Below are 19,409 nucleotides of genomic sequence, written 5' to 3'. Positions count from 1 at the left end.
GAAGCTCTTAACGTCTCCGTTTTGGCTTTCCGCCCTTACGCTTGCTCGACGACTGCGTAGCGGCGCCGTAAAGCTTTTTCGCCGATTTCGAGAGCTTTCCGCCTACGTTTCGGCCACCACGGCCTTTGGCGGTTTTATCGGCCGGTTTCTTTTTCTTCTCGTGAAAGGCTCCCTTATATGTAGGGTCCAGCTTCTTTTTCCAGTCATCCACCGCACGGGCGATTGTCTGGCCTTCTTCGAAAGGTGTTTTTTCCACCTTCACGCCAGACGGAATCTGCGCCACGGGAACTTCCATCCGAATAACATTCTCGATCCTGTGGAAGTGGATCATCTCGTATTCGTTGGCGAAAGTGACAGCTTTACCCGATTTGCCCGCACGCCCCGTACGACCAACACGGTGCACATAGTCCTCATATATAGGAGGAACATCAAAGTTGACCACCAAATCGACGTCGGTTACGTCAATTCCCCTGGCCGACACGTCTGTAGTCACCAACGCACGTACTTCGCCGCGCTTAAAAGCTTCGATGGCGTTTGTCCGGCTGTTTTGGCCTTTGTTCGCGTGAATCACCCTCACTTCGCCTTCGCCTTTACGAATCAGGTATTTCGACAGGTTGTCGGCGTTGGTTCTGGTATTGGCAAATACGATTACCCTTTTATAGCGTTCGGTATCAGCCAAAAGGTGTCCCAAAAGATTAATCTTCGTCAGAAAGTTGGGAACCTGATATACCGACTGCTCAACGGTTTCGGCCGCCGTGGCCTGCGGCGCCACTTCCACTTTTTCCGGAAACTCAAGAAATTCCTGTGTCAGCTCCTCTACCCTTGGCGGGAAAGTGGCCGAGAACAACAGGTTCTGCCGCTTTACGGGAATCACTTCCAAAATTCTACGGATTTGGGGCATAAAGCCCATATCCATCATTTTGTCGGCTTCGTCGAGCACCATGGTATTCAGGCGCTTGGTCACCAACTCGCCTCGTCCGTACAGATCCAGAAAACGGCCCGGGGTGGAAACAAGAATGTCAACGCCTTCGCGGAGCTTCTCGATTTGCGTTTTCGCCCCGATGCCTCCGTAAATAGCCGTATGTCTTACGTCCAGATTTTTGGCCAACAAAGTAATGTTGTCGTCGATCTGCATTACCAGCTCGCGGGTAGGCGCCAAGATCAAAGCCCGGGGCGAATCGCCGTCGGCGTATTTTATCTTCATCAGGATCGGCAATACGAAAGCGGCCGTCTTACCGGTTCCGGTTTGCGCAATCCCCAGCAAATCGTGCCCGGAACTTACCAAAGGGATAGCCTTGCTTTGGATCTCCGTCGGAGCATCGTAGCCCGCGTCTTCCACAGCCGACAGGATTTGCCTGTTCAGTTTGAATTGTTCGAAAGGATTTATCTTCTCTTCGCTCATGTCTGTCTCAATCGTCTACTTGGATCAGCTCCCCGGAGATTTTCCCATTTATACCTATGCCTTATGGGCCGGCGCCAATATTCCTTAACTTTACGGATAAGGAAACGGCAAACGGCCGATTTTTCAAGCTATTTTTCAGGAAAACCACATTCAGATAACCAATCTCCAGTGATATGTTGCTGATTCTAAACGCAAATATAGTAAATGAGGGGGAGGTCTTCTCCGCCGATGTCCTCGTAAAAGACGGATTGATTGCCCGGATCGATAAAGATCTTTCCGGAATTGAGGCCGACAAGGTCATTGACGCTAAAGGGAAATACCTTATCCCCGGCGTAATTGACGACCAAGTACACTTCCGCGAGCCGGGCCTCACCCACAAAGCGGACATCTATCACGAAGCCCGCGCCGCGGTGGCCGGCGGTACCACCACTTTTATGGAAATGCCGAACACCAACCCGCAAACGGTTACCCAAGAGCTTTTGGAAAAGAAATACCAGCGGGCGGCGGAAGTGTCGATGGCGAACTATTCTTTCTATATGGGCGCCACCAACGACAACTTGGAGGAAGTCCTCAAGACCGATCCGAAAACAGTGTGTGGCGTGAAGGCCTTTATGGGCTCGTCTACCGGCAATATGCTTGTCGATAACGAAAAGACGCTCGACTCTCTCTTTTCCAAAGTGGATATCCTGATCGCCACCCACTGCGAAGACGAGGCTACTATCCGGGCCAATACTGAAGAATTCCGAGCGAAATACGGCGAAGACGTGCCGATCGAATGCCATCCGCTTATCAGAAGTAGGGAAGCTTGCCTGAAATCTTCTTCGTTGGCCGTAGGTTTGGCAAAAAAACACGGCACCCGCCTACATATTCTCCACATCTCCACCGCCGACGAACTTGACCTCTTCGATAATAGCCTGCCACTAGAACAAAAAAAGATCACCGCAGAGGCCTGCGTACACCATCTTTGGTTCGATGATTCCGATTACAAGAGAAAAGGAACGCACATAAAATGGAACCCTGCGGTAAAAACCGCTAACGACAGAGAGGCGATTTGGCAAGCGATTAAGGACGGGCGCATCGATGTTGTGGCCACAGACCACGCTCCACACACCTTGGAAGAGAAAGACAACACCTATTTCAAGGCCCCTTCCGGAGGTCCTTTGGTGCAGTTTAGCCTCCTCGCGATGTGGGAAAAAGCTTTGGAAGGAAAAATTTCCAAAGAAAAAGTCGTGGAGTTAATGTCGCACAATCCGGCTATTGCCTTCCAGGTTGAAAAGCGCGGTTTTATTCGCGAAGGCTACCATGCGGATCTTGTCATTCTAGACCCTAACTCCAGCCATAAAGTAGAGAAAACCAATATCTTGTCAAAATGCGGGTGGTCTCCATTCGAAGGGCACTCCTTCAAATCGACAGTAACCCACACTATCGTTTCCGGTCATTTGGCTTACGAAAACGGGCGCTTTGACGAGAGCAAAAAAGGGGCTCGCATATGCTTCAGACGTTGATTTAAGCAAAAAAAACATAGGTTGGTTTTTGCGTTTTAAAAACTAAATCCTACCTTTGCAATCCCGTTACAAACATGGTGGATGTAGCTCAGTTGGTTAGAGCGCTGGTTTGTGGTACCAGAGGTCGCCGGTTCGAACCCGGTCTTCCACCCAAAATCATTGTAACGGGATTCTTTCACATGGTGATTGTAGCTCAGTAGGTTAGAGCGCTGGTTTGTGGCACCAGAGGTCGCCGGTTCGAATCCGGTCTTTCACCCTAACAGTTGGTGTGGTAGTTCAGTTGGTTAGAATGCCTGCCTGTCACGCAGGAGGTCGCGGGTTCGAGTCCCGTCCATACCGCCAATTAACACTTGAAAGAATGCTCCGTTCGTCTAGGGGTTAGGACGCCAGGTTTTCATCCTGGTAACAGGGGTTCGATTCCCCTACGGAGTACACATCGCGGGGTGGAGCAGTTGGTAGCTCGTCGGGCTCATAACCCGAAGGTCGTAGGTTCGAGTCCTGCCCCCGCTACTGAGAGTCAGTCAAATGGACGCTCTATAAAATTTTGGTGTGGTAGTTCAGTTGGTTAGAATGCCTGCCTGTCACGCAGGAGGTCGCGGGTTCGAGTCCCGTCCATACCGCCATTTTCACTTGAAATGATGCTCCGTTCGTCTAGGGGTTAGGACGCCAGGTTTTCATCCTGGTAACAGGGGTTCGATTCCCCTACGGAGTACACATCGCGGGATGGAGCAGTTGGTAGCTCGTCGGGCTCATAACCCGAAGGTCGTTGGTTCGAGTCCAGCTCCCGCTACTGAGAGTCAGTCAAATGGACACTCTAATAAATATAATTTGGTGTGGTAGTTCAGTTGGTTAGAATGCCTGCCTGTCACGCAGGAGGTCGCGGGTTCGAGTCCCGTCCATACCGCCATTTTCATTTGAAATGATGCTCCGTTCGTCTAGGGGTTAGGACGCCAGGTTTTCATCCTGGTAACAGGGGTTCGATTCCCCTACGGAGTACACATCGCGGGGTGGAGCAGTTGGTAGCTCGTCGGGCTCATAACCCGAAGGTCGTAGGTTCGAGTCCTGCCCCCGCTACTAAGAGTCAGTCAAATGGACGCTCTAATAAATATAATTTGGTGTGGTAGTTCAGTTGGTTAGAATGCCTGCCTGTCACGCAGGAGGTCGCGGGTTCGAGTCCCGTCCATACCGCCATTTTCACTTGAAATGATGCTCCGTTCGTCTAGGGGTTAGGACGCCAGGTTTTCATCCTGGTAACAGGGGTTCGATTCCCCTACGGAGTACGAATACAGAAAAGCAATGGCTTTTTTTGTTGTAATAAATTGAAATGATGCTCCGTTCGTCTAGGGGTTAGGACGCCAGGTTTTCATCCTGGTAACAGGGGTTCGATTCCCCTACGGAGTACACATCGCGGGGTGGAGCAGTTGGTAGCTCGTCGGGCTCATAACCCGAAGGTCGTAGGTTCGAGTCCTGCCCCCGCTACTAAGAGTCAGTCAAATGGACGCTCTAATAAATATAATTTGGTGTGGTAGTTCAGTTGGTTAGAATGCCTGCCTGTCACGCAGGAGGTCGCGGGTTCGAGTCCCGTCCATACCGCCATTTTCACTTGAAATGATGCTCCGTTCGTCTAGGGGTTAGGACGCCAGGTTTTCATCCTGGTAACAGGGGTTCGATTCCCCTACGGAGTACACATCGCGGGATGGAGCAGTTGGTAGCTCGTCGGGCTCATAACCCGAAGGTCGTTGGTTCGAGTCCAGCTCCCGCTACTGAGAGTTTGTCAAATGGACACTCTAATAAATATAATTTGGTGTGGTAGTTCAGTTGGTTAGAATGCCTGCCTGTCACGCAGGAGGTCGCGGGTTCGAGTCCCGTCCATACCGCAAGCTTCGCTTTTCAGCGAGGCTTTTTTCGTTTTATAGGCATACTTTTTTTAAAATCCTTCAGGATTTCTTTTTTCTCGCCCAGATTAATAAAGTTATGTTTTACTATTTGTGTGATAAATCTGAATGGAATTGTATATTTAATACCATCCACGCACGCAGTTTCTAGTTTTTGACTCATCAATCCAAACCTGTCCCTATGGATTCGAAATTTTTAGGCTCACTCAGAGGCCGGCTAATACTGAGTTTCGGAATGCTTTTCATATTGATTTCCGGAATATCCAGCGCCCTTTTCTATGTCACGTCCCGTGACATGATCATAAAGGGCTATGAAAAAGATCTTGCCCCCATTTTGGCCGAACGCCCGCTGGGGAAGGTACATTCCACTTTGTACTCTTACACGCGGACCGTACAGTACACCCTCGAAATGAACCGGCCGCTCAAGCGATACTTGTCGGCGGGCGAACAATGCCGGGATTCTGTAACAACCCTCCTCAGACAATACGACAAAAAGCTACGCGGCCTAAACAAAGAAGCCCGAATCGGGGTCGTCACTATCGGAGCGGAACCGTGGATGACGGACTCTAAAGGCTTTGCTGAATCCATAAACTTAAATTCGCCAGGCTTTTTTTGGGTGAGAAGATTAGAGCAAACCAAGAGGCACAACTTTTTCGAAACATTCACTGAGGGTGGCAAACAAAAAATGGTGATCGCCCAAAAAATCAGCACCAAACCCGAAAACACTTTCGGATTTCTCATTGTCGACCTGAACAAAGTCCATCAGGACGTGGTGGGCCAAGAAGAGAAATCTGAAGACCGGAACTTTCTGACCGACTACTCGGGAAACCTTATCTCGTATAACAAGGATAAATCCGGCGAGGCTTTCAATCTTATTGATATATCCGGCCTTGGAGAGAAGGCCAATTGGTTACTGGAAAAATCAAAGGGAAATAAGGATAGCGTTTTTCATTTCAAGTATGAGCACAATGGGGTGAACCATTTCGTGCATGTACGAAGAATGCAGGCGAGAGGCATGTTTTTTATCTCCGAAACCACCGTTACAGGCTCACTTGGCGAACTCTTCCGGAGGTTTATTTATATTCTGTTAGCCCAAATAGTACTTCTCCTAGGTACCTTATTCGGAGTTTACAGGCTAAGCCTCCAGTTTTCCGAAAAATTCGACGCAGTAATCGGGTACGTAAAATCCATAAGCAAAGGACGCCTAGACGGAAAACTCAAGCTAGACCAAAAAATTTCCGAGTTCCGTTCACTGCAAGAAACGTTGCAGGCACTGGTAAGATCGTTGCGCAGGTCCGGCGATTTCGCCAGGGATGTGGGAGCCGGAAAACTGGAGACCGACTACAACCCAAGCAAAGACAACGAACTGGGCAAAGCCCTGTTGGAAATGAGAAACTCGCTCAAAGAAGCCAAAGAACGCGAGGACCGTGAAAGAATGGCTTCCGAAGGCTTGAGCCGAATTGCGGAAATCCTGCGTTCATCCGAAGATTTCAACGCAGTCGCAGACAAATTGGCTTCGTTCCTCGCCAAATACGTAAACGCCAACCAATTCGGCCTATTCGTTATGGCCGGTGATGACGAAACCGACGCAGGAAAGCTGGTTCTAAGATCTTGCTACGCTTATGAGAAAAAACGCTTTACGGAAAAAAGCATAATGCCTGGACAAGGCTTGGTCGGGACCTGCTATCTGGAAGCTCGTCCTATAAGAATGAGCGAGGTGCCCGACGGCTATACCTCCATCACCTCAGGTTTGGGCGAAAGCACACCAACATACATTTTGCTTATCCCGCTAAAAGTCAATGACGAGATAGCAGGAGTCATGGAACTTGCGTTTTTCCAGCACGTGGAAGACTACATCCTCGATTTTCTGACCCGTTGCGGAGAAGCGATAGCCGCCACCGTAACCGTTGCGCGAAACAACGAGCGCACAAAAAGGTTGTTGGAAGAAATGCGCCAGCAAGCCGTAGTCCTGAAAGAGAAAGAGGAGGCCGCCCGCCAGAGTTGGGAAGAAATGCAGGCGATCCAGGAAGATTTCGCCAGCAAGGAAAGAGGGTTCAGAGCCGAAATCGGCCGCCTGAAAGCCGAACTTCGCGAGGCGTGACATATTGATAGACAAGACTTTTGCTTTTAGCGAAGCTTTTCATATATTTGCGCTTCATTTGCGAAACGTAATTCAAATTTAATAGCACATTATGTACGCGATCGTAGAGATAGCAGGAAAGCAGTTCAAAGTAACGCAAGATCGGTTTGTGTTCGCTCCATCTTTGGAGGGCGAAGCCGGCGCTTCCGTAGAGTTCGACAAGGTGCTTTTGATCGACAACGACGGTGACATCGAAGTAGGTGCTCCCGTAGTTGAAGGTGCAAAGGTCACTGGCGAAATCGTCGAGCACGTGAAGGGCAACAAAGTAATCATCTTCAAGAAGAAGAGAAGAAAAGGCTACCGTTTGAAGAACGGTCACCGTCAGGCCTTCACTAAAGTAATGATTAAAGGGATCTCTAAATAAGCTTAAACCATGGCACATAAAAAAGGAGCAGGTTCTTCTAACAACGGTAGAGAATCGGAAAGCAAACGCCTTGGCGTAAAGATCTATGGTGGACAAGGTGCTATCGCCGGCAACATCATCGTTAGACAAAGAGGCACTAAGCACCACCCAGGCAACAACGTGGGTATGGGCAAAGACCACACTCTCTTCGCTTTGACTGACGGCGTGGTTAGCTTCAAAAAAACTAGAAAAAACAGATCGGTTGTTTCTGTTGAGCCTGTAACTGAGGCTTAATCAGTAATCTTTCGATTAAAGAATAAAGGCGCGGGTTCCGTTTACGGAACTCGCGCTTTTTTTTGCATCTCACCTTTTCAAACTCCCAAACCGCTTATGGAATAATCCGAGCATCTATCAGGGAAATATATTAGTTTAACACAGACTTTTTATTCTATATCCGACACAAACAAACATCGTTTAGATGAGAAAACTCAAGACTATCGCAATGTCGCTTGCGATCATGCTATCGTCTGGTATGGCACTCGCTCAGACCAAGCTGATCGAAAAGGTGACGAAAAAAGGTGACGAGGTCGTAATCCCTTACGAGAAGTACGTTTTGGACAACGGCCTTACTTTGGTAATCCATGAGGATCATTCCGATCCTTTGGTACACGTTGACGTGACTTATCATGTGGGCTCGCAACGCGAAGAGATCGGAAAATCCGGTTTCGCCCACTTCTTCGAACACATGATGTTCCAAGGCTCCAAAAACGTAGCCGATGAAGAGCATTTCAAAGTGGTCTCGGAGTCCGGCGGAACGCTTAACGGAACCACTAACCGCGACCGCACAAACTACTTCCAAACCGTACCGAGCAACCAGCTCGAAAGAATGTTCTGGCTTGAGGCCGACAGGATGGGATTTCTGCTCGAAGCTGTTACACAGAAAAAGTTCGAGGTACAGCGCGCCACCGTTAAAAACGAAAAAGGCCAAAACTACGACAACGCACCTTACGGCCAGTGGCAAGAGCGTACTTGCCAGGCCCTCTACCCTTACGGTCACCCGTATTCGTGGCTCACGATCGGCGTGCTTGAGGATTTGGACCGAGTTGACGTAACCGACCTGAAGAAATTCTTCCTCCGTTGGTACGGGCCGAACAACGCCACGCTTACCGTTGGCGGAGACGTAAACCCGAAAGAAGTGATTCGCTTGGCGGAAAAATATTTCGGAATTATCCCGAGAGGACAGGAAGTGAAAAGCCTCAAGCTCGATCCAGTCCAACTTGACAGCGACCGCTATATCTCTTACGTAGATTCCAACATCCGCTTCCCCGCGTTGTTGCTTACTTTCCCCACCGTTCCGGAATATCACAAAGACGAGGCTCCGCTCAAGTGTCTCGCCCAGATTCTGGGAACAGGACAAAGTTCTTTCTTCTTCAAAAAATTCGTAAAGACCCGTAAGGCGATCCAAGCCAGCGTATTCTCGTCGCATGACGAACTCGCCGGCCAAATGACCATGTTCGTATTGCCATTCCCAGGCAACACTCTCGCCAGCTTTGAGGAAGATCTCAGGGCAACGCTGAAAGAATTCGAAAAAGAAGGCGTAAAAGACGAAGACATCCAGAAGTTTGTAGCTGGCGTAGAGGCCGGAACTATCAACAGCCTGGCTTCGGTAAGCGGAAAAGTGAGCCAGCTTGCCCACTACCAGACTTTCACAGGAAATCCGAACTACATCCAGAAGGAACTCGACGCTTATTTGAATATTACCAAAGAAGACGTAGTCCGCGTATACAACAAGTACATCAAAGGCAAAGCTTCCGTAGTGCTGAGCGTATTGCCTAAAGGCATGGAAGGCTTGACCGCCAAGGCCGATAACTTCACGCCACAGAAGTCAGGAAACAACCCGTTCCCTACTACCGACTACTCAGGACTGGCTTACACGCCCATCACCGGTGACAAGTTTGACCGTAGCAAGAAGCCAGAAGCCACTAAAGCCCCTCTTGTTCCGGTTCCGGATTATTGGAGAAATAACTTCAAGAACGGCCTCCAGATCATCGGCACCCGTTCTAGCGAAATCCCGACCGTTACGCTTCGCCTGAGCATCGAAGGCGGACATAAGCAAGAAGGCTGGGACAAGAGCAAAGCCGGTATCGCTTCGATTACCGCCGCTTTGATGAACGAGGGAACCCTTAAGCACAACGCCGAAGAGTTCTCAAACGAACTCGACAAACTCGGCAGTAGCGTTTCTATCTCAGCCGGTGACGGATCCACTTCGCTTAACATTAGTTCGCTCCGCAAAAACTTGGATAAGACTTTGGCTTTGGCCGAAGAAATCCTCTTCCAGCCCGCGTTCCCAGAAGACGCTTTCCAGCGTATCAAGAAACAGCAAATAGAAGGCATCAAGGCGAACAAGAAAGATCCGGGCGCTATCGCTTCCAGCGTATACGACAAGGTATTGTTCGGCAAAGAGAGCATCCACGCTATTTCGTCGAGCGGAACAGAGGAATCGGTTAAGGGCATCACCCTTGACGATGTGAAAAACTTCTACAAGACCAACTACGCCCCTAACATCAGTAAATTGGTGGTTGTGGGTGATATCGGCCAGAAAGAAGTTATCTCGAAACTCGACTTCCTCAAAAACTGGGACCGCAAAGAGGTTAAGCTTTACAAAGAGGAATTCGGCCTACGCCAAGTAAAGACCAAAATCTACTTGGTAGACAAAGAAAAAGCTCCGCAATCGCACATCCGTATGGGTTACCTCACCGGCCTGCACTACGACGCCTACGGCGAATCGTTCAAAACCGGCTTGATGAACTACAACCTCGGTGGCGCGTTCAATAGCCGTATCAACCTTAATTTGCGCGAAGACAAGGGCTACACTTACGGCGCCCGCTCGTACTTCTACGCCAATAAGGAATACGGTATCTTCGGAGCGTCGGCAGGCGTAAAAGCCAACACCACCGACAGTGCGGTATTTGAGTTCGTAAAAGAAATCAAGGGCTTCCACAGCAAAGGCATCACGGCCGACGAACTTGACTTTATGAAGAACTCGATCGCCCAAAGCGATGCCCGCAAATACGAAACTCCGGGACAAAAAGCCGGATTCCTGTCGAGAATCATCACTTATGACCTGGACGGAAATTACGTTAACAAGCAGGCTAAAGTGATCGACAAGATCAGCCAGAAAGACATCAACGCCTTGGCCAAAAAGCACCTCAAGGCAGAGAACATGAATATCTTGGTGGTTGGCGACAAAGCCCTCGTATTGCCGGGCCTTAAGCGCCTTGGTTACGAGATCATCGAACTTGATCCTGACGGCAACGAGATCGGAGTTCTCCAATCAGACAAAAAGCAGTAATAATAGCCGTTTTACTTACAAACGGTGAGTTAACAAACTGAAAAGGGCCTTCGGGCCCTTTCTTTTTTCCCGAATTTCACGCATCATTTGGCCTTGCCAATTTTTTTGGCTTTTTTTCGGATCCGTTCTCCGTAAGTTTTTCTTACAAAAATACATTGACTGACCGTGTACGCCACCAGCCTGCGGTCTGAAACCGACTGCGGACAACGGATACAACGCACGGGCCACAGGCGCCCATATCCAAAATTAAGCGAAGCTATGCCCCCGTTTTTCCGTACGATGCTCTTGGCGCTAGTACTGGCCCCCATTACCCTTACGGCCCAAAAAAGCCGTTTCGTGGAAATCAAAACCACGAAAAAAATCACCGTGGACTCGCTTATGAGTCGTTACAGACTCAATGGGCACAGGGAAAACCGAGACTATTTCCTCGGCCTAAACCGCATTATCAGCTCCGAGCTCAAAGCCGGCAAATACGCACTCCCCATCTCCTCGTACCCTTTCAACGGCAAAAGCATACGCTCCAGCCTAGGCCTTGACGACTGGTCCACGGCCGAAGCCGTTTTGGCCTACAATGACCTGCTCAAGAAAAAAGGCGTAAGGAAAAAAAGCGTGGTGGCTAGCAAGACCATTTGGGTACCGTATCACCTCCACAACGGACTCCCCGCCGTAACCTCGAAACCCGTAGCCACAAAAACGCCGGCCAAGCCGAAGCCTTCCAAGAAAAAAGCCTCCACTCCTACAGGCCCTCCGATAGCTAAAGCTTCGAATGGCAGTTTCCCCATTTTCGGAAAAAAATACGCCAAGGTCAAAGCAAAAAGCAACCGCCTCAAAGGTTGCGTATACTATATAGTGAGCGGACACGGCGGACCTGACCCCGGCGCCATGGTACGCAAAGGCAAAACCCGCCTCCACGAAGATGAATACGCTTACGATGTCTCATTACGCTTGGCCCGGAACCTCATAGAACAAGGCGCCAAAGTATACGTCATCATCCGTGACCCAAAAGACGGTATCCGCGACAAGCAATACCTCGGTACCGGACAAAACGAACGTTGCTGGCCAAACGACCCCATTCCCCTCGACCAAATCGAGCGACTGGATCAGCGGGCCAACGCCGTCAATCGCCTTTACAAGCAAAACAAGGCCATGGGATTCCGCTACCAGCGTTTGCTGATGGTTCACTTGGATTCGCGGGGAACCGAAAAGAACATCGACATGTACTTTTACCACCGCCTGAAAGATAACAACTCGAAGCGCTTTTCGCAGTCACTAATGAGCACTATCAAGCGCAAATACGAGCAAAAACGAAAAGGCAGAGGGTACACCGGCTATATCCGCGGACGCGATCTGCACATGCTTCGGGAAACTACACCCGTGGCAACTTATATCGAATTGGGCAACTTCCAAAACCCGAATAACCAACAACGCTTTCTGCTTCCGTCAAACCGCCAAGCCATGGCAAATTGGCTTACTGAAGGACTTTTGAAAAAACCTTAAGCCCGCATGAAAACCTAAGTCCGTTTCCCATGTTGAAGAACATGGGTATGGAAATAAAAAAACTCGGAATATTCGTAAGCGCGTTAGCGCTAGCCCTTGGGCTTAACTGTAGCGCCAGCGCCCAAGAGGTGGACACCACATATATTGAGCGCCTGAACGACAAACTAGTTCTGCGGGGTATCGGCTTCTGGAACTTCTCCAGAGTAGTGCTGGATTTCCGCAAAAGCCAAGAACTGGAATCAAAACTCAATTACGGTGTCAATAACGCTCCCGGTTTAGGTGCGGCGGTCAACTTCCGGAACCTCGGCGGAGCCATCAATTTCAGGATCCCGGGCGCATCCAGCTCCAAACGCGGCCGCAGCAAAGGACTTGACTACCGCCTCAGCTTCTATCCTAGCCGGGTGGTGGTGGACCTTTACGGCCTTTACTACGAAGGCATGTTCCTCCGCCGGCCAAACCAAGGTATACTCGAAGATCTCGGTTACCCGGAAATCATCAAGTTCCCTGACCTGAAGCAATATCAGATCGGCACCGACTTCGCCTATATCTTCAACAATAAAAAGTTCTCCTTCAGAGCCCCGTTCGTCTTTAACGAAAGACAGAAAAAAAGCGCCGGGACCTTCCTGCTCGGTGGCACTTTCTCATATTACGAAATCAACAACGGCGACAGCTCCATACTGCCCTCCAAAGCACTTCCCTATGTTAGCCCAAGGACCAGCGCCCGTAAAATATGGTTCATCAACACGGGAATACTAGGAGGTTATGCCTATACCTACGTCAAGGGTAATTTCTTCGCCACAGCGGCCATAGTTCCGGGCTTAGGTTACCAACGGGCCACTTTCTACACCACCGACGCCGACGAAACCAAACTTAGGGAAAATACCCTAGCCGTATTTTTCTCCGGCAAACTGTCTATGGGCTATACCGGCGAAAAATTCTTCGTCTCCGTAAGTGGTTTCCAACGCCGGAATATCTCAGAATCCGAAACCAAAAGGAACGCCCGCATATCAATTATTGAAGAAGGCGCATCCATCACGGCTGGTTGGCGACTCAATTGGAAAAATCCACCTAAAATTCCATTCCTTAAGAAAGAGTAAAACGTATAGGTAAAAAACACTGGGTACAATTGCTCAAGATTCAACCAATGTAGGAATTAGACTTGCCCTGTAACTCATTCCCTCCTACACGTTCCTACCAAGTTACAGCAGGAGTAACACTACGAACGGAGCGGGAGTAACACTACGAACGGAGCGGGAGTAACACTACGAACGGAGCGGGAGTAACACTACGAACGGAGCGGGAGTAACATTAAGACCGACACAACTTTTCCTAACCACGCACCCCAATTGCCCGAATGTTCGTATCTTTGGCATCCGTTCCGTTGCGGAACGTCGACACTACGTAGCTTATACCCAAGTATATGTACTTAATATTCGATACCGAAACCACCGGTTTACCAAAGAATTTCTCCGCACCGATCACCGACCACGAAAACTGGCCACGTATGGTCCAGCTCGCTTGGCAGATCCACGACGAGAAAGGCGATTTGGTTAAGGTCCAAAACTATATCGTTAAGCCGGAAGGCTATACCATTCCTTATAACGCTGAAAAAATCCACGGCATTTCCACCAAACGGGCCATGCGTCAGGGTATGCCGTTGGAACATGTCCTGAAGGAATTCTGCGAGGATCTGGCCACTTGCGACTTTGGTATCGGACATAACATCGGGTTCGACTACAACATCGTAGGCGCCGAGCTGGACCGCAAAGGCATGGAAACGTCCGTGATGATGGACAAGCCGGAGATCGACACCAAAGACAAGGGTACCGATTTCTGTAAAATTCCCGGCGGACGTGGAGGCAAATACAAATGGCCAAACCTTACGGAGCTTCACACCAAGCTCTTTGGCGAAGCCTTCGGCGAAGCCCACAACGCCTCCGCCGACGTGGAAGCAACCGCAAGGTGTTTCCTCGAAATGGTCAGGCTCGACCTTTACTCGCCCGAAGAACTCGGCACTACGGCCGACGTACTGAAAGCGTTCAAGGAGAACAACCCGTCGATGATCGCCGCCATCGGCCTGAACATCGAGCCTTATACGCCCGACAGTGTAGAATTTGCGGACGAAGACGAAGATGGCGTTGACACAAGCACTGCCGAAAGCATCGACCTGACCGATGTACCCTTCACGCACCTCCACTGCCATTCGCAGTACTCCATTCTGCAAGCCACCTGCGAACTCGGCCCAATGATCGAGCGCGCCAAAGCTAACGGCAGTCCCGCCGTAGCCCTTACCGACCACGGCAATATGATGGCCGCTTTCCACTTTGTACGCGACGCCCTCAAAGCCGGAATCAAACCCATTGTGGGTTGTGAATTTAACGTAGCCGAAGACTACAAAAGGCGCCAGTTTACCAAAGACAATCCCGACCGCCGTTTCACCCAAGTGCTGATAGCCAAAAACAAAGACGGTTACCACAACTTGGCCATGATGAGTTCTTTGGCCTATATAGACGGCCTTTACGCCGGATACCCGCGTATCGGAAAGGAACTGATCGAACAATACAAAGACAACGTAATAGCCACGACGGGCCAGTTGACGGGCGAAATCCCGAACCTGATCCTGAACGTGGGCGAAGAACAGGCTGAAGAGGCTTTCCAATGGTGGCACAACCTGTTTGGCGATGATTTCTACGTAGAACTTATCCGCCACGGCCTTGAGGAAGAAGATCACGTAAACGAAGTGCTTCTGCGCTTCGCAAAAAAATACGGCGTAAAGTATTTCGCCTCAAACAACGTATACTACATGGACCGTGAGGGCGCCGAGCCCCACGACATCCTGCTATGCGTTCGCGACGGCGAAAAGAAAGAAACCGAAATCGGGCGCGGACGGGGCAAGCGCTTCGGCTTCCCTAACGACGAGTTCTACTTCAAGTCTTCCGACGAGATGAAGGAACTTTTCAAGGACTTGCCGGAAGCCATCGTAACCACCAACGAGATCGTCGAGAAGTGCGAGGAATACAAACTCGCCCGCGACGTGCTTCTTCCTGCCTTTGATATTCCGGAAGAATTCACCGATTCAAAAGATGCCGAAGACGGAGGAAAACGGGGCGAAAACGCGTTCCTGCGCCACCTTACATATGAGGGTGCGAAGAAACGCTACGGCGAAATCACCCCGGAAATCGACGAGCGTCTGGACTTCGAGCTGAAAACGATCGAGATGACCGGTTATCCCGGTTACTTCCTTATCGTGCAGGACTTCACTACGCAGGCCCGGAAAATGGGCGTTTCCGTAGGGCCGGGCCGGGGTTCGGCCGCAGGTTCGGCGGTAGCCTATTGTATCGGTATCACCAACGTCGATCCGATCGAGTACGACCTGCTTTTCGAGAGATTCCTGAACCCCGACCGTGTATCCCTGCCCGATATCGATATCGACTTCGATGACGAAGGCCGACAGGACATTATCAACTGGGTGGTTGACAAATACGGGTTCAACCAGGTTTCGCATATTATCACTTACGGTACCATGGCGGCCAAATCCGCCATTCGCGATACCGCCCGAGTGCTTGACCTTCCCCTACCCGACGCCGACCGTGTAGCCAAGCTCGTGCCCGACATCAAGCTCAAGAAGCTGTTCGGCATGACGGACACCCAGCTCAAGGATAAGCTCAACGGCGAACAGATGGAAATGGCCAACCAGCTGAAGGCCATCTCGCGAGAGAGCAGTCCGGAAGGCACGGTGCTCAACCAAGCCAGAGTGTTGGAAGGTTCGGTACGGAACACCGGTATCCACGCCTGCGGGGTTATCATCACACCGGACGATATCCGCAAATACATTCCCGTATCTACGGCCAAAGACGCCGACCTGCTCGTAACGCAGTTCGACAACTCAGTGGTGGAAGACGCCGGAATGCTGAAGATGGACTTTTTGGGCCTGAAAACCCTGTCCATAATCAAAGACGCCATTAAGCTCGTCAAACAACGCTTCGATGTCGACATCAACCCGGACGAAATTCCGCTCGACGACCCGAAGACCTACGAACTCTACCAGCGTGGCGAAACGAACGGTACGTTCCAGTTCGAATCCCCCGGAATGCAGAAGCACCTCAAAGCGCTGAAGCCCGACAAATTTGCCGACCTTATTGCCATGAACGCCCTGTACCGTCCTGGGCCTTTGGAATATATCCCGAACTTTATCGCCCGTAAGCACGGTAGGGAAGAGATTGAATACGACCTCCCGAAGATGGAGGAATACTTGGCCGAGACCTACGGTATTACCGTCTATCAGGAACAAGTGATGCTCCTGTCGCAGAGTTTAGCGGGGTTTACCAAAGGCGAGGCCGATATGCTCCGTAAGGCGATGGGTAAGAAGATCTTTGCCTTGCTGGAAAAGCTGAAGCCGAAGTTTATCGAGGGCGGAGCCGAACGTGGCCATCCGAAAGACAAGCTTGAGAAGATCTGGAAAGACTGGGAAGCCTTCGCCGCCTACGCCTTTAACAAGTCGCACTCGACCTGTTACTCCGTGGTGGCATTCCACACTGGCTACCTCAAGGCCAACTATCCGCCCGAATACATGGCCTCGGTGCTTACGCACAACATGTCCGATATCAAGAAGGTGACCTTCTTTATGGAAGAATGCCAGCGTATGGGCATCCCCGTACTGGGTCCGGACGTGAACGAATCCAAAGTCGATTTTGTGGTAAACGAAAAAGGCGAAATCCGCTTCGGAATGGGCGGTATCAAAGGCGTTGGAGCGGCGGCCGTGGAGGCGATTATCGAAGAAAGGGAAAAAGGAGGCAAATTCTCCTCGATCTTCGATATGACCAAGCGGATCAACCTGCGCGCGGCCAACAAAAAGACCTTGGAAAACCTCGTTATCGCTGGAGCTTTCGACTCTTTTGCGGATGCGCACCGCGCGCAATACTTTGCCAAAGACCAAAAAGGCATGGTATTTCTGGAAAAGGCCATCAAGTTCGGAGCCACGCATCAGGAAAGCGAAAACTCGGCGCAAGCCTCTTTATTCGGCGCCGGATCGGCAGTACAGATTCCGGAACCGGAAATCCCGGCTTCTGAGCCCTGGGGTACCATCGACAAGCTCAACAAGGAGAAGGAAGTGATCGGAATCTTTATCTCCGGCCACCCGCTCGACGACTACAAACTGGAACTCGACAACTTCTGCAACGCCAAAATCAGCGAATACGCCGACAACCCGGAGCAGTTCGTAAACCGCGATATCACCATCGGCGGATGCGTAGCCGAAGTGTCGCACCGATTCACCAAACGCGGTCAGCCTTTCGGAATGCTTACGCTCGAAGATTACTCGGGCTCAACCCGCCTGTTCCTTTTCTCCGACGATTACGCCCGCTTCAAGCAATATATGGTTGAGGGCTGGTTCCTCTTCGTAAAAGGCCGTGTACAGCGCCAGCGCTGGGACGAAACCCGCATCGAGCTTAAAGTCCAGACTGTGGAACTGCTCACCGATGTCCGGGAGAAATACGCCAAAGGCCTGAAGCTGGAAGTAAGCTTGGAAGACATCGATATGGAAATGGTGGAGACGCTGGAAGGCGCTTTGAAGAAATATCCGGGTAAACACAACCTGCAACTGCACATCGTGGACCGCCAGGACGGAATACAGGCCGACGCCATGGCCCGACGGTGCCAAGTAAGTCTAGACAATGATCTGCTTGACGAATTGGCCCAGATACCGAATTTAAAAATAGAGATGGTTTAACATCCCCGAAGAATACCTTAATCGCTCCGGAATATTCCGGGGCGATATTTTTTCCAATCCCGACAATCCCTCTCGATATGAACGCCCTGGCCATTAGCGTACAGAATCTCGACAAACATTACGGAAAGCACCACGCCCTCAACAATGTCAGCCTAGATATTCCCAAAGGATCGATTTTCGGCTTGCTCGGACCGAATGGCGCCGGAAAGTCCACGTTTCTGCGGATTGTCAACCGAATCACGGCGCCCGATTCCGGAAAGATTCTCTTCGGGGCCGAAACCATGGGAGACAAACACCTTTCGAAAATCGGGTACTTGCCTGAAGAGAGAGGACTCTACCGCAAAATGCGCGTCGGCGAACAGCTCGTTTACTTCGGTCAACTCCGGGGCTTGTCGGCCAAACAGGCCAAAACGCTCAGCGGAGAATGGCTGGAACGCTTCGCCCTTTCCGATTGGGAAAAGAAAAACGTGGAAGACCTCTCCAAAGGAATGCAACAGAAGGTGCAGTTTATCGCCACCGTTCTCCACGCTCCCGAGCTTATCATCCTCGACGAACCGTTTTCCGGCTTCGACCCCGTAAATGCCGAACAAGTAAAGGACGAAGTTCTCCGCCTCCGAGACAACGGCGCAACGGTAATCATCTCCACCCACAGAATGGAATCCGTAGAAGAGCTCTGCGACGAGGTGGCGATGCTCAACCGTGGCCAACTGGTATTAAACGGCTCCACCGACGAAGTCCGCAACGCACACGGAGCGAACGCCTACCGGATAGACTACCAAGGCGACTGGCCTGCCGATATTCCCACAATCACAAAACTCCCCCCGCATGGCGAAATAAAAAGTGCGGTGGCCACGCTCATAGAAGGTCAAAGCCTTAATGATCTTTTGGAAAATCTTTTGTCCAAAGTCCAGATATATGGTGCCACAAAATACCGGCTCACCATGCGAGACGTGTTTTTGCAGGCCATAAAAGGTCAAGTTCAAACGGTAAGTTGACCTTTTGAAGAAAAAAGGAAAAAAATCTCGTCGGAAATGCAACCTCCGGCAGGTTCGCTAAGTCTACTGAGTAACGATGAATAACAATGAAAGTCGTTAACTTTTCTTAACACTTTATGTGTGAATATTTCAAAAAAGGGAACTAACTTTGGTCTCGGCTTAGCAAAAAAACATTATGGAACGCAAAAGTATAATTACCCTCTTCATCCTTTTCGCTTCACTTTTCTTTATTGGCGAATGTTGTATGTCTATCTCGGAAAGACAAGGCATCTCGCTTAGCCACAAAAGCGTTGTTCAGAAAATGAACTGCTACTACTGCTCGTTTAAAAACAAGCTAAGCCACTTGCTTGAAAGCAAATACCAAAACATAACGCGTAGCACAGCCAATTTCAACAAAAATGACAACGCTTTTATGTTTGTTCTGGAAAACGAGAATCCGATTTCGGTGAATCTGAATCTTGAAGAACTCATTATATTGGACGAATGTATCAAGATTGACCCTTTATTGACAAAATAATAAAGCCTCATCTTTTCGTTCCATAAAAAGAAATA

11 protein-coding genes and 19 tRNA genes are annotated in these 19,409 nt (G+C 50.1%); 29 read left to right on the top strand and 1 reads right to left on the bottom strand.

The features are described from left to right. Nucleotides 1-7: 7 nt before the first annotated feature. Complete coding sequence (locus AABK39_RS02055; RefSeq protein WP_338393260.1) at nt 8-1,402, bottom strand: DEAD/DEAH box helicase; 1,395 nt, start codon at nt 1,400-1,402, stop codon at nt 8-10. Between the two features lie 173 nt (nt 1,403-1,575). Between AABK39_RS02055 and AABK39_RS02050 the strand changes: the two genes are divergently transcribed. The 29 genes from AABK39_RS02050 (at nt 1,576) to AABK39_RS01910 (ending at nt 19,374) form a co-directional block, all read left to right on the top strand. Further along, nucleotides 1,576-2,907, top strand: a complete 1,332-nt coding sequence (locus AABK39_RS02050) for a dihydroorotase (RefSeq protein WP_338393259.1) — start codon at nt 1,576-1,578, stop codon at nt 2,905-2,907. Nucleotides 2,908-2,983: 76 nt separating this feature from the next. Continuing rightward, a tRNA-His gene (locus AABK39_RS02045) sits at nt 2,984-3,059 on the top strand. Nucleotides 3,060-3,088: 29 nt separating this feature from the next. Further along, nucleotides 3,089-3,164: transfer RNA gene (locus tag AABK39_RS02040), tRNA-His, on the top strand. A gap of 8 nt (nt 3,165-3,172) precedes the next feature. Further along, nucleotides 3,173-3,249, top strand: a tRNA-Asp gene (locus AABK39_RS02035). An 18-nt stretch (nt 3,250-3,267) separates the two neighbouring features. Next, nucleotides 3,268-3,339 (top strand) — tRNA-Glu (locus AABK39_RS02030). A 5-nt stretch (nt 3,340-3,344) separates the two neighbouring features. Next, nucleotides 3,345-3,417 (top strand) — tRNA-Met (locus tag AABK39_RS02025). Nucleotides 3,418-3,453: 36 nt separating this feature from the next. Next, nucleotides 3,454-3,530: transfer RNA gene (locus AABK39_RS02020), tRNA-Asp, on the top strand. 17 nt (nt 3,531-3,547) lie between these two features. After that, nucleotides 3,548-3,619, top strand: a tRNA-Glu gene (locus AABK39_RS02015). 5 nt (nt 3,620-3,624) lie between these two features. Beyond that, nucleotides 3,625-3,697, top strand: a tRNA-Met gene (locus tag AABK39_RS02010). 40 nt (nt 3,698-3,737) lie between these two features. After that, nucleotides 3,738-3,814, top strand: a tRNA-Asp gene (locus tag AABK39_RS02005). A gap of 17 nt (nt 3,815-3,831) precedes the next feature. Continuing rightward, a tRNA-Glu gene (locus tag AABK39_RS02000) sits at nt 3,832-3,903 on the top strand. 5 nt (nt 3,904-3,908) lie between these two features. Beyond that, nucleotides 3,909-3,981: transfer RNA gene (locus AABK39_RS01995), tRNA-Met, on the top strand. 40 nt (nt 3,982-4,021) lie between these two features. Continuing rightward, nucleotides 4,022-4,098 (top strand) — tRNA-Asp (locus AABK39_RS01990). Between the two features lie 17 nt (nt 4,099-4,115). Then, nucleotides 4,116-4,187: transfer RNA gene (locus tag AABK39_RS01985), tRNA-Glu, on the top strand. 49 nt (nt 4,188-4,236) lie between these two features. Further along, nucleotides 4,237-4,308, top strand: a tRNA-Glu gene (locus AABK39_RS01980). A gap of 5 nt (nt 4,309-4,313) precedes the next feature. Further along, a tRNA-Met gene (locus tag AABK39_RS01975) sits at nt 4,314-4,386 on the top strand. Between the two features lie 40 nt (nt 4,387-4,426). After that, nucleotides 4,427-4,503: transfer RNA gene (locus AABK39_RS01970), tRNA-Asp, on the top strand. Nucleotides 4,504-4,520: 17 nt separating this feature from the next. After that, a tRNA-Glu gene (locus AABK39_RS01965) sits at nt 4,521-4,592 on the top strand. Nucleotides 4,593-4,597: 5 nt separating this feature from the next. Next, a tRNA-Met gene (locus tag AABK39_RS01960) sits at nt 4,598-4,670 on the top strand. A gap of 40 nt (nt 4,671-4,710) precedes the next feature. Continuing rightward, nucleotides 4,711-4,784, top strand: a tRNA-Asp gene (locus AABK39_RS01955). A 199-nt stretch (nt 4,785-4,983) separates the two neighbouring features. Further along, nucleotides 4,984-6,903 carry a GAF domain-containing protein gene (locus AABK39_RS01950; protein ID WP_338393258.1) on the top strand — a complete coding sequence of 640 codons (1,920 nt, stop codon included), beginning with the start codon at nt 4,984-4,986 and terminating at the stop codon, nt 6,901-6,903. A gap of 91 nt (nt 6,904-6,994) precedes the next feature. Next, nucleotides 6,995-7,306, top strand: a complete 312-nt coding sequence (gene rplU / locus AABK39_RS01945) for a 50S ribosomal protein L21 (RefSeq protein WP_338393257.1) — start codon at nt 6,995-6,997, stop codon at nt 7,304-7,306. Between the two features lie 9 nt (nt 7,307-7,315). After that, nucleotides 7,316-7,579 carry a 50S ribosomal protein L27 gene (rpmA, locus tag AABK39_RS01940; RefSeq protein ID WP_338393256.1) on the top strand — a complete coding sequence of 88 codons (264 nt, stop codon included), beginning with the start codon at nt 7,316-7,318 and terminating at the stop codon, nt 7,577-7,579. 184 nt (nt 7,580-7,763) lie between these two features. Further along, complete coding sequence (locus AABK39_RS01935) at nt 7,764-10,637, top strand: M16 family metallopeptidase (protein WP_338393255.1); 2,874 nt, start codon at nt 7,764-7,766, stop codon at nt 10,635-10,637. A gap of 258 nt (nt 10,638-10,895) precedes the next feature. After that, nucleotides 10,896-12,134 carry an N-acetylmuramoyl-L-alanine amidase family protein gene (locus AABK39_RS01930; RefSeq protein WP_338393254.1) on the top strand — a complete coding sequence of 413 codons (1,239 nt, stop codon included), beginning with the start codon at nt 10,896-10,898 and terminating at the stop codon, nt 12,132-12,134. A gap of 29 nt (nt 12,135-12,163) precedes the next feature. Beyond that, nucleotides 12,164-13,231, top strand: coding sequence for a DUF4421 family protein (locus AABK39_RS01925; RefSeq protein WP_338393253.1), 1,068 nt, complete (start codon nt 12,164-12,166; stop codon nt 13,229-13,231). A 323-nt stretch (nt 13,232-13,554) separates the two neighbouring features. After that, nucleotides 13,555-17,862, top strand: a complete 4,308-nt coding sequence (dnaE, locus tag AABK39_RS01920) for a DNA polymerase III subunit alpha (RefSeq protein WP_338393252.1) — start codon at nt 13,555-13,557, stop codon at nt 17,860-17,862. Nucleotides 17,863-17,939: 77 nt separating this feature from the next. Next, nucleotides 17,940-18,857 carry an ABC transporter ATP-binding protein gene (locus tag AABK39_RS01915; RefSeq protein WP_338393251.1) on the top strand — a complete coding sequence of 306 codons (918 nt, stop codon included), beginning with the start codon at nt 17,940-17,942 and terminating at the stop codon, nt 18,855-18,857. A 175-nt stretch (nt 18,858-19,032) separates the two neighbouring features. After that, nucleotides 19,033-19,374: a hypothetical protein gene (locus AABK39_RS01910; protein WP_338393250.1), complete on the top strand. Its 342-nt coding sequence runs from the start codon at nt 19,033-19,035 to the stop codon at nt 19,372-19,374. Nucleotides 19,375-19,409 lie beyond the last annotated feature (35 nt).

It is taken from the genome of Fulvitalea axinellae (assembly GCF_036492835.1).
Lineage (GTDB): Bacteria > Bacteroidota > Bacteroidia > Cytophagales > Cyclobacteriaceae > Fulvitalea > Fulvitalea axinellae.
Note: the sequence above shows the minus strand (reverse complement) of the source record. Positions and strands in the feature narration are given on the sequence as shown.

Excerpts from the sequence above, each read along its gene's own strand:
- AABK39_RS01910 (WP_338393250.1), top strand. The coding sequence starts at position 19,033 with ATGGAACGCAAAAGTATAATTACCCTCTTCATCCTTTTCGCTTCACTT.
- AABK39_RS01950 (WP_338393258.1), top strand. The coding sequence starts at position 4,984 with ATGGATTCGAAATTTTTAGGCTCACTCAGAGGCCGGCTAATACTGAGT.
- AABK39_RS01925 (WP_338393253.1), top strand. The coding sequence starts at position 12,164 with ATGTTGAAGAACATGGGTATGGAAATAAAAAAACTCGGAATATTCGTA.
- rplU (WP_338393257.1), top strand. The coding sequence starts at position 6,995 with ATGTACGCGATCGTAGAGATAGCAGGAAAGCAGTTCAAAGTAACGCAA.
- AABK39_RS02055 (WP_338393260.1), bottom strand. The coding sequence starts at position 1,402 with ATGAGCGAAGAGAAGATAAATCCTTTCGAACAATTCAAACTGAACAGG.
- AABK39_RS01930 (WP_338393254.1), top strand. The coding sequence starts at position 10,896 with ATGCCCCCGTTTTTCCGTACGATGCTCTTGGCGCTAGTACTGGCCCCC.
- AABK39_RS02050 (WP_338393259.1), top strand. The coding sequence starts at position 1,576 with ATGTTGCTGATTCTAAACGCAAATATAGTAAATGAGGGGGAGGTCTTC.
- rpmA (WP_338393256.1), top strand. The coding sequence starts at position 7,316 with ATGGCACATAAAAAAGGAGCAGGTTCTTCTAACAACGGTAGAGAATCG.
- dnaE (WP_338393252.1), top strand. The coding sequence starts at position 13,555 with ATGTACTTAATATTCGATACCGAAACCACCGGTTTACCAAAGAATTTC.
- AABK39_RS01915 (WP_338393251.1), top strand. The coding sequence starts at position 17,940 with ATGAACGCCCTGGCCATTAGCGTACAGAATCTCGACAAACATTACGGA.
- AABK39_RS01935 (WP_338393255.1), top strand. The coding sequence starts at position 7,764 with ATGAGAAAACTCAAGACTATCGCAATGTCGCTTGCGATCATGCTATCG.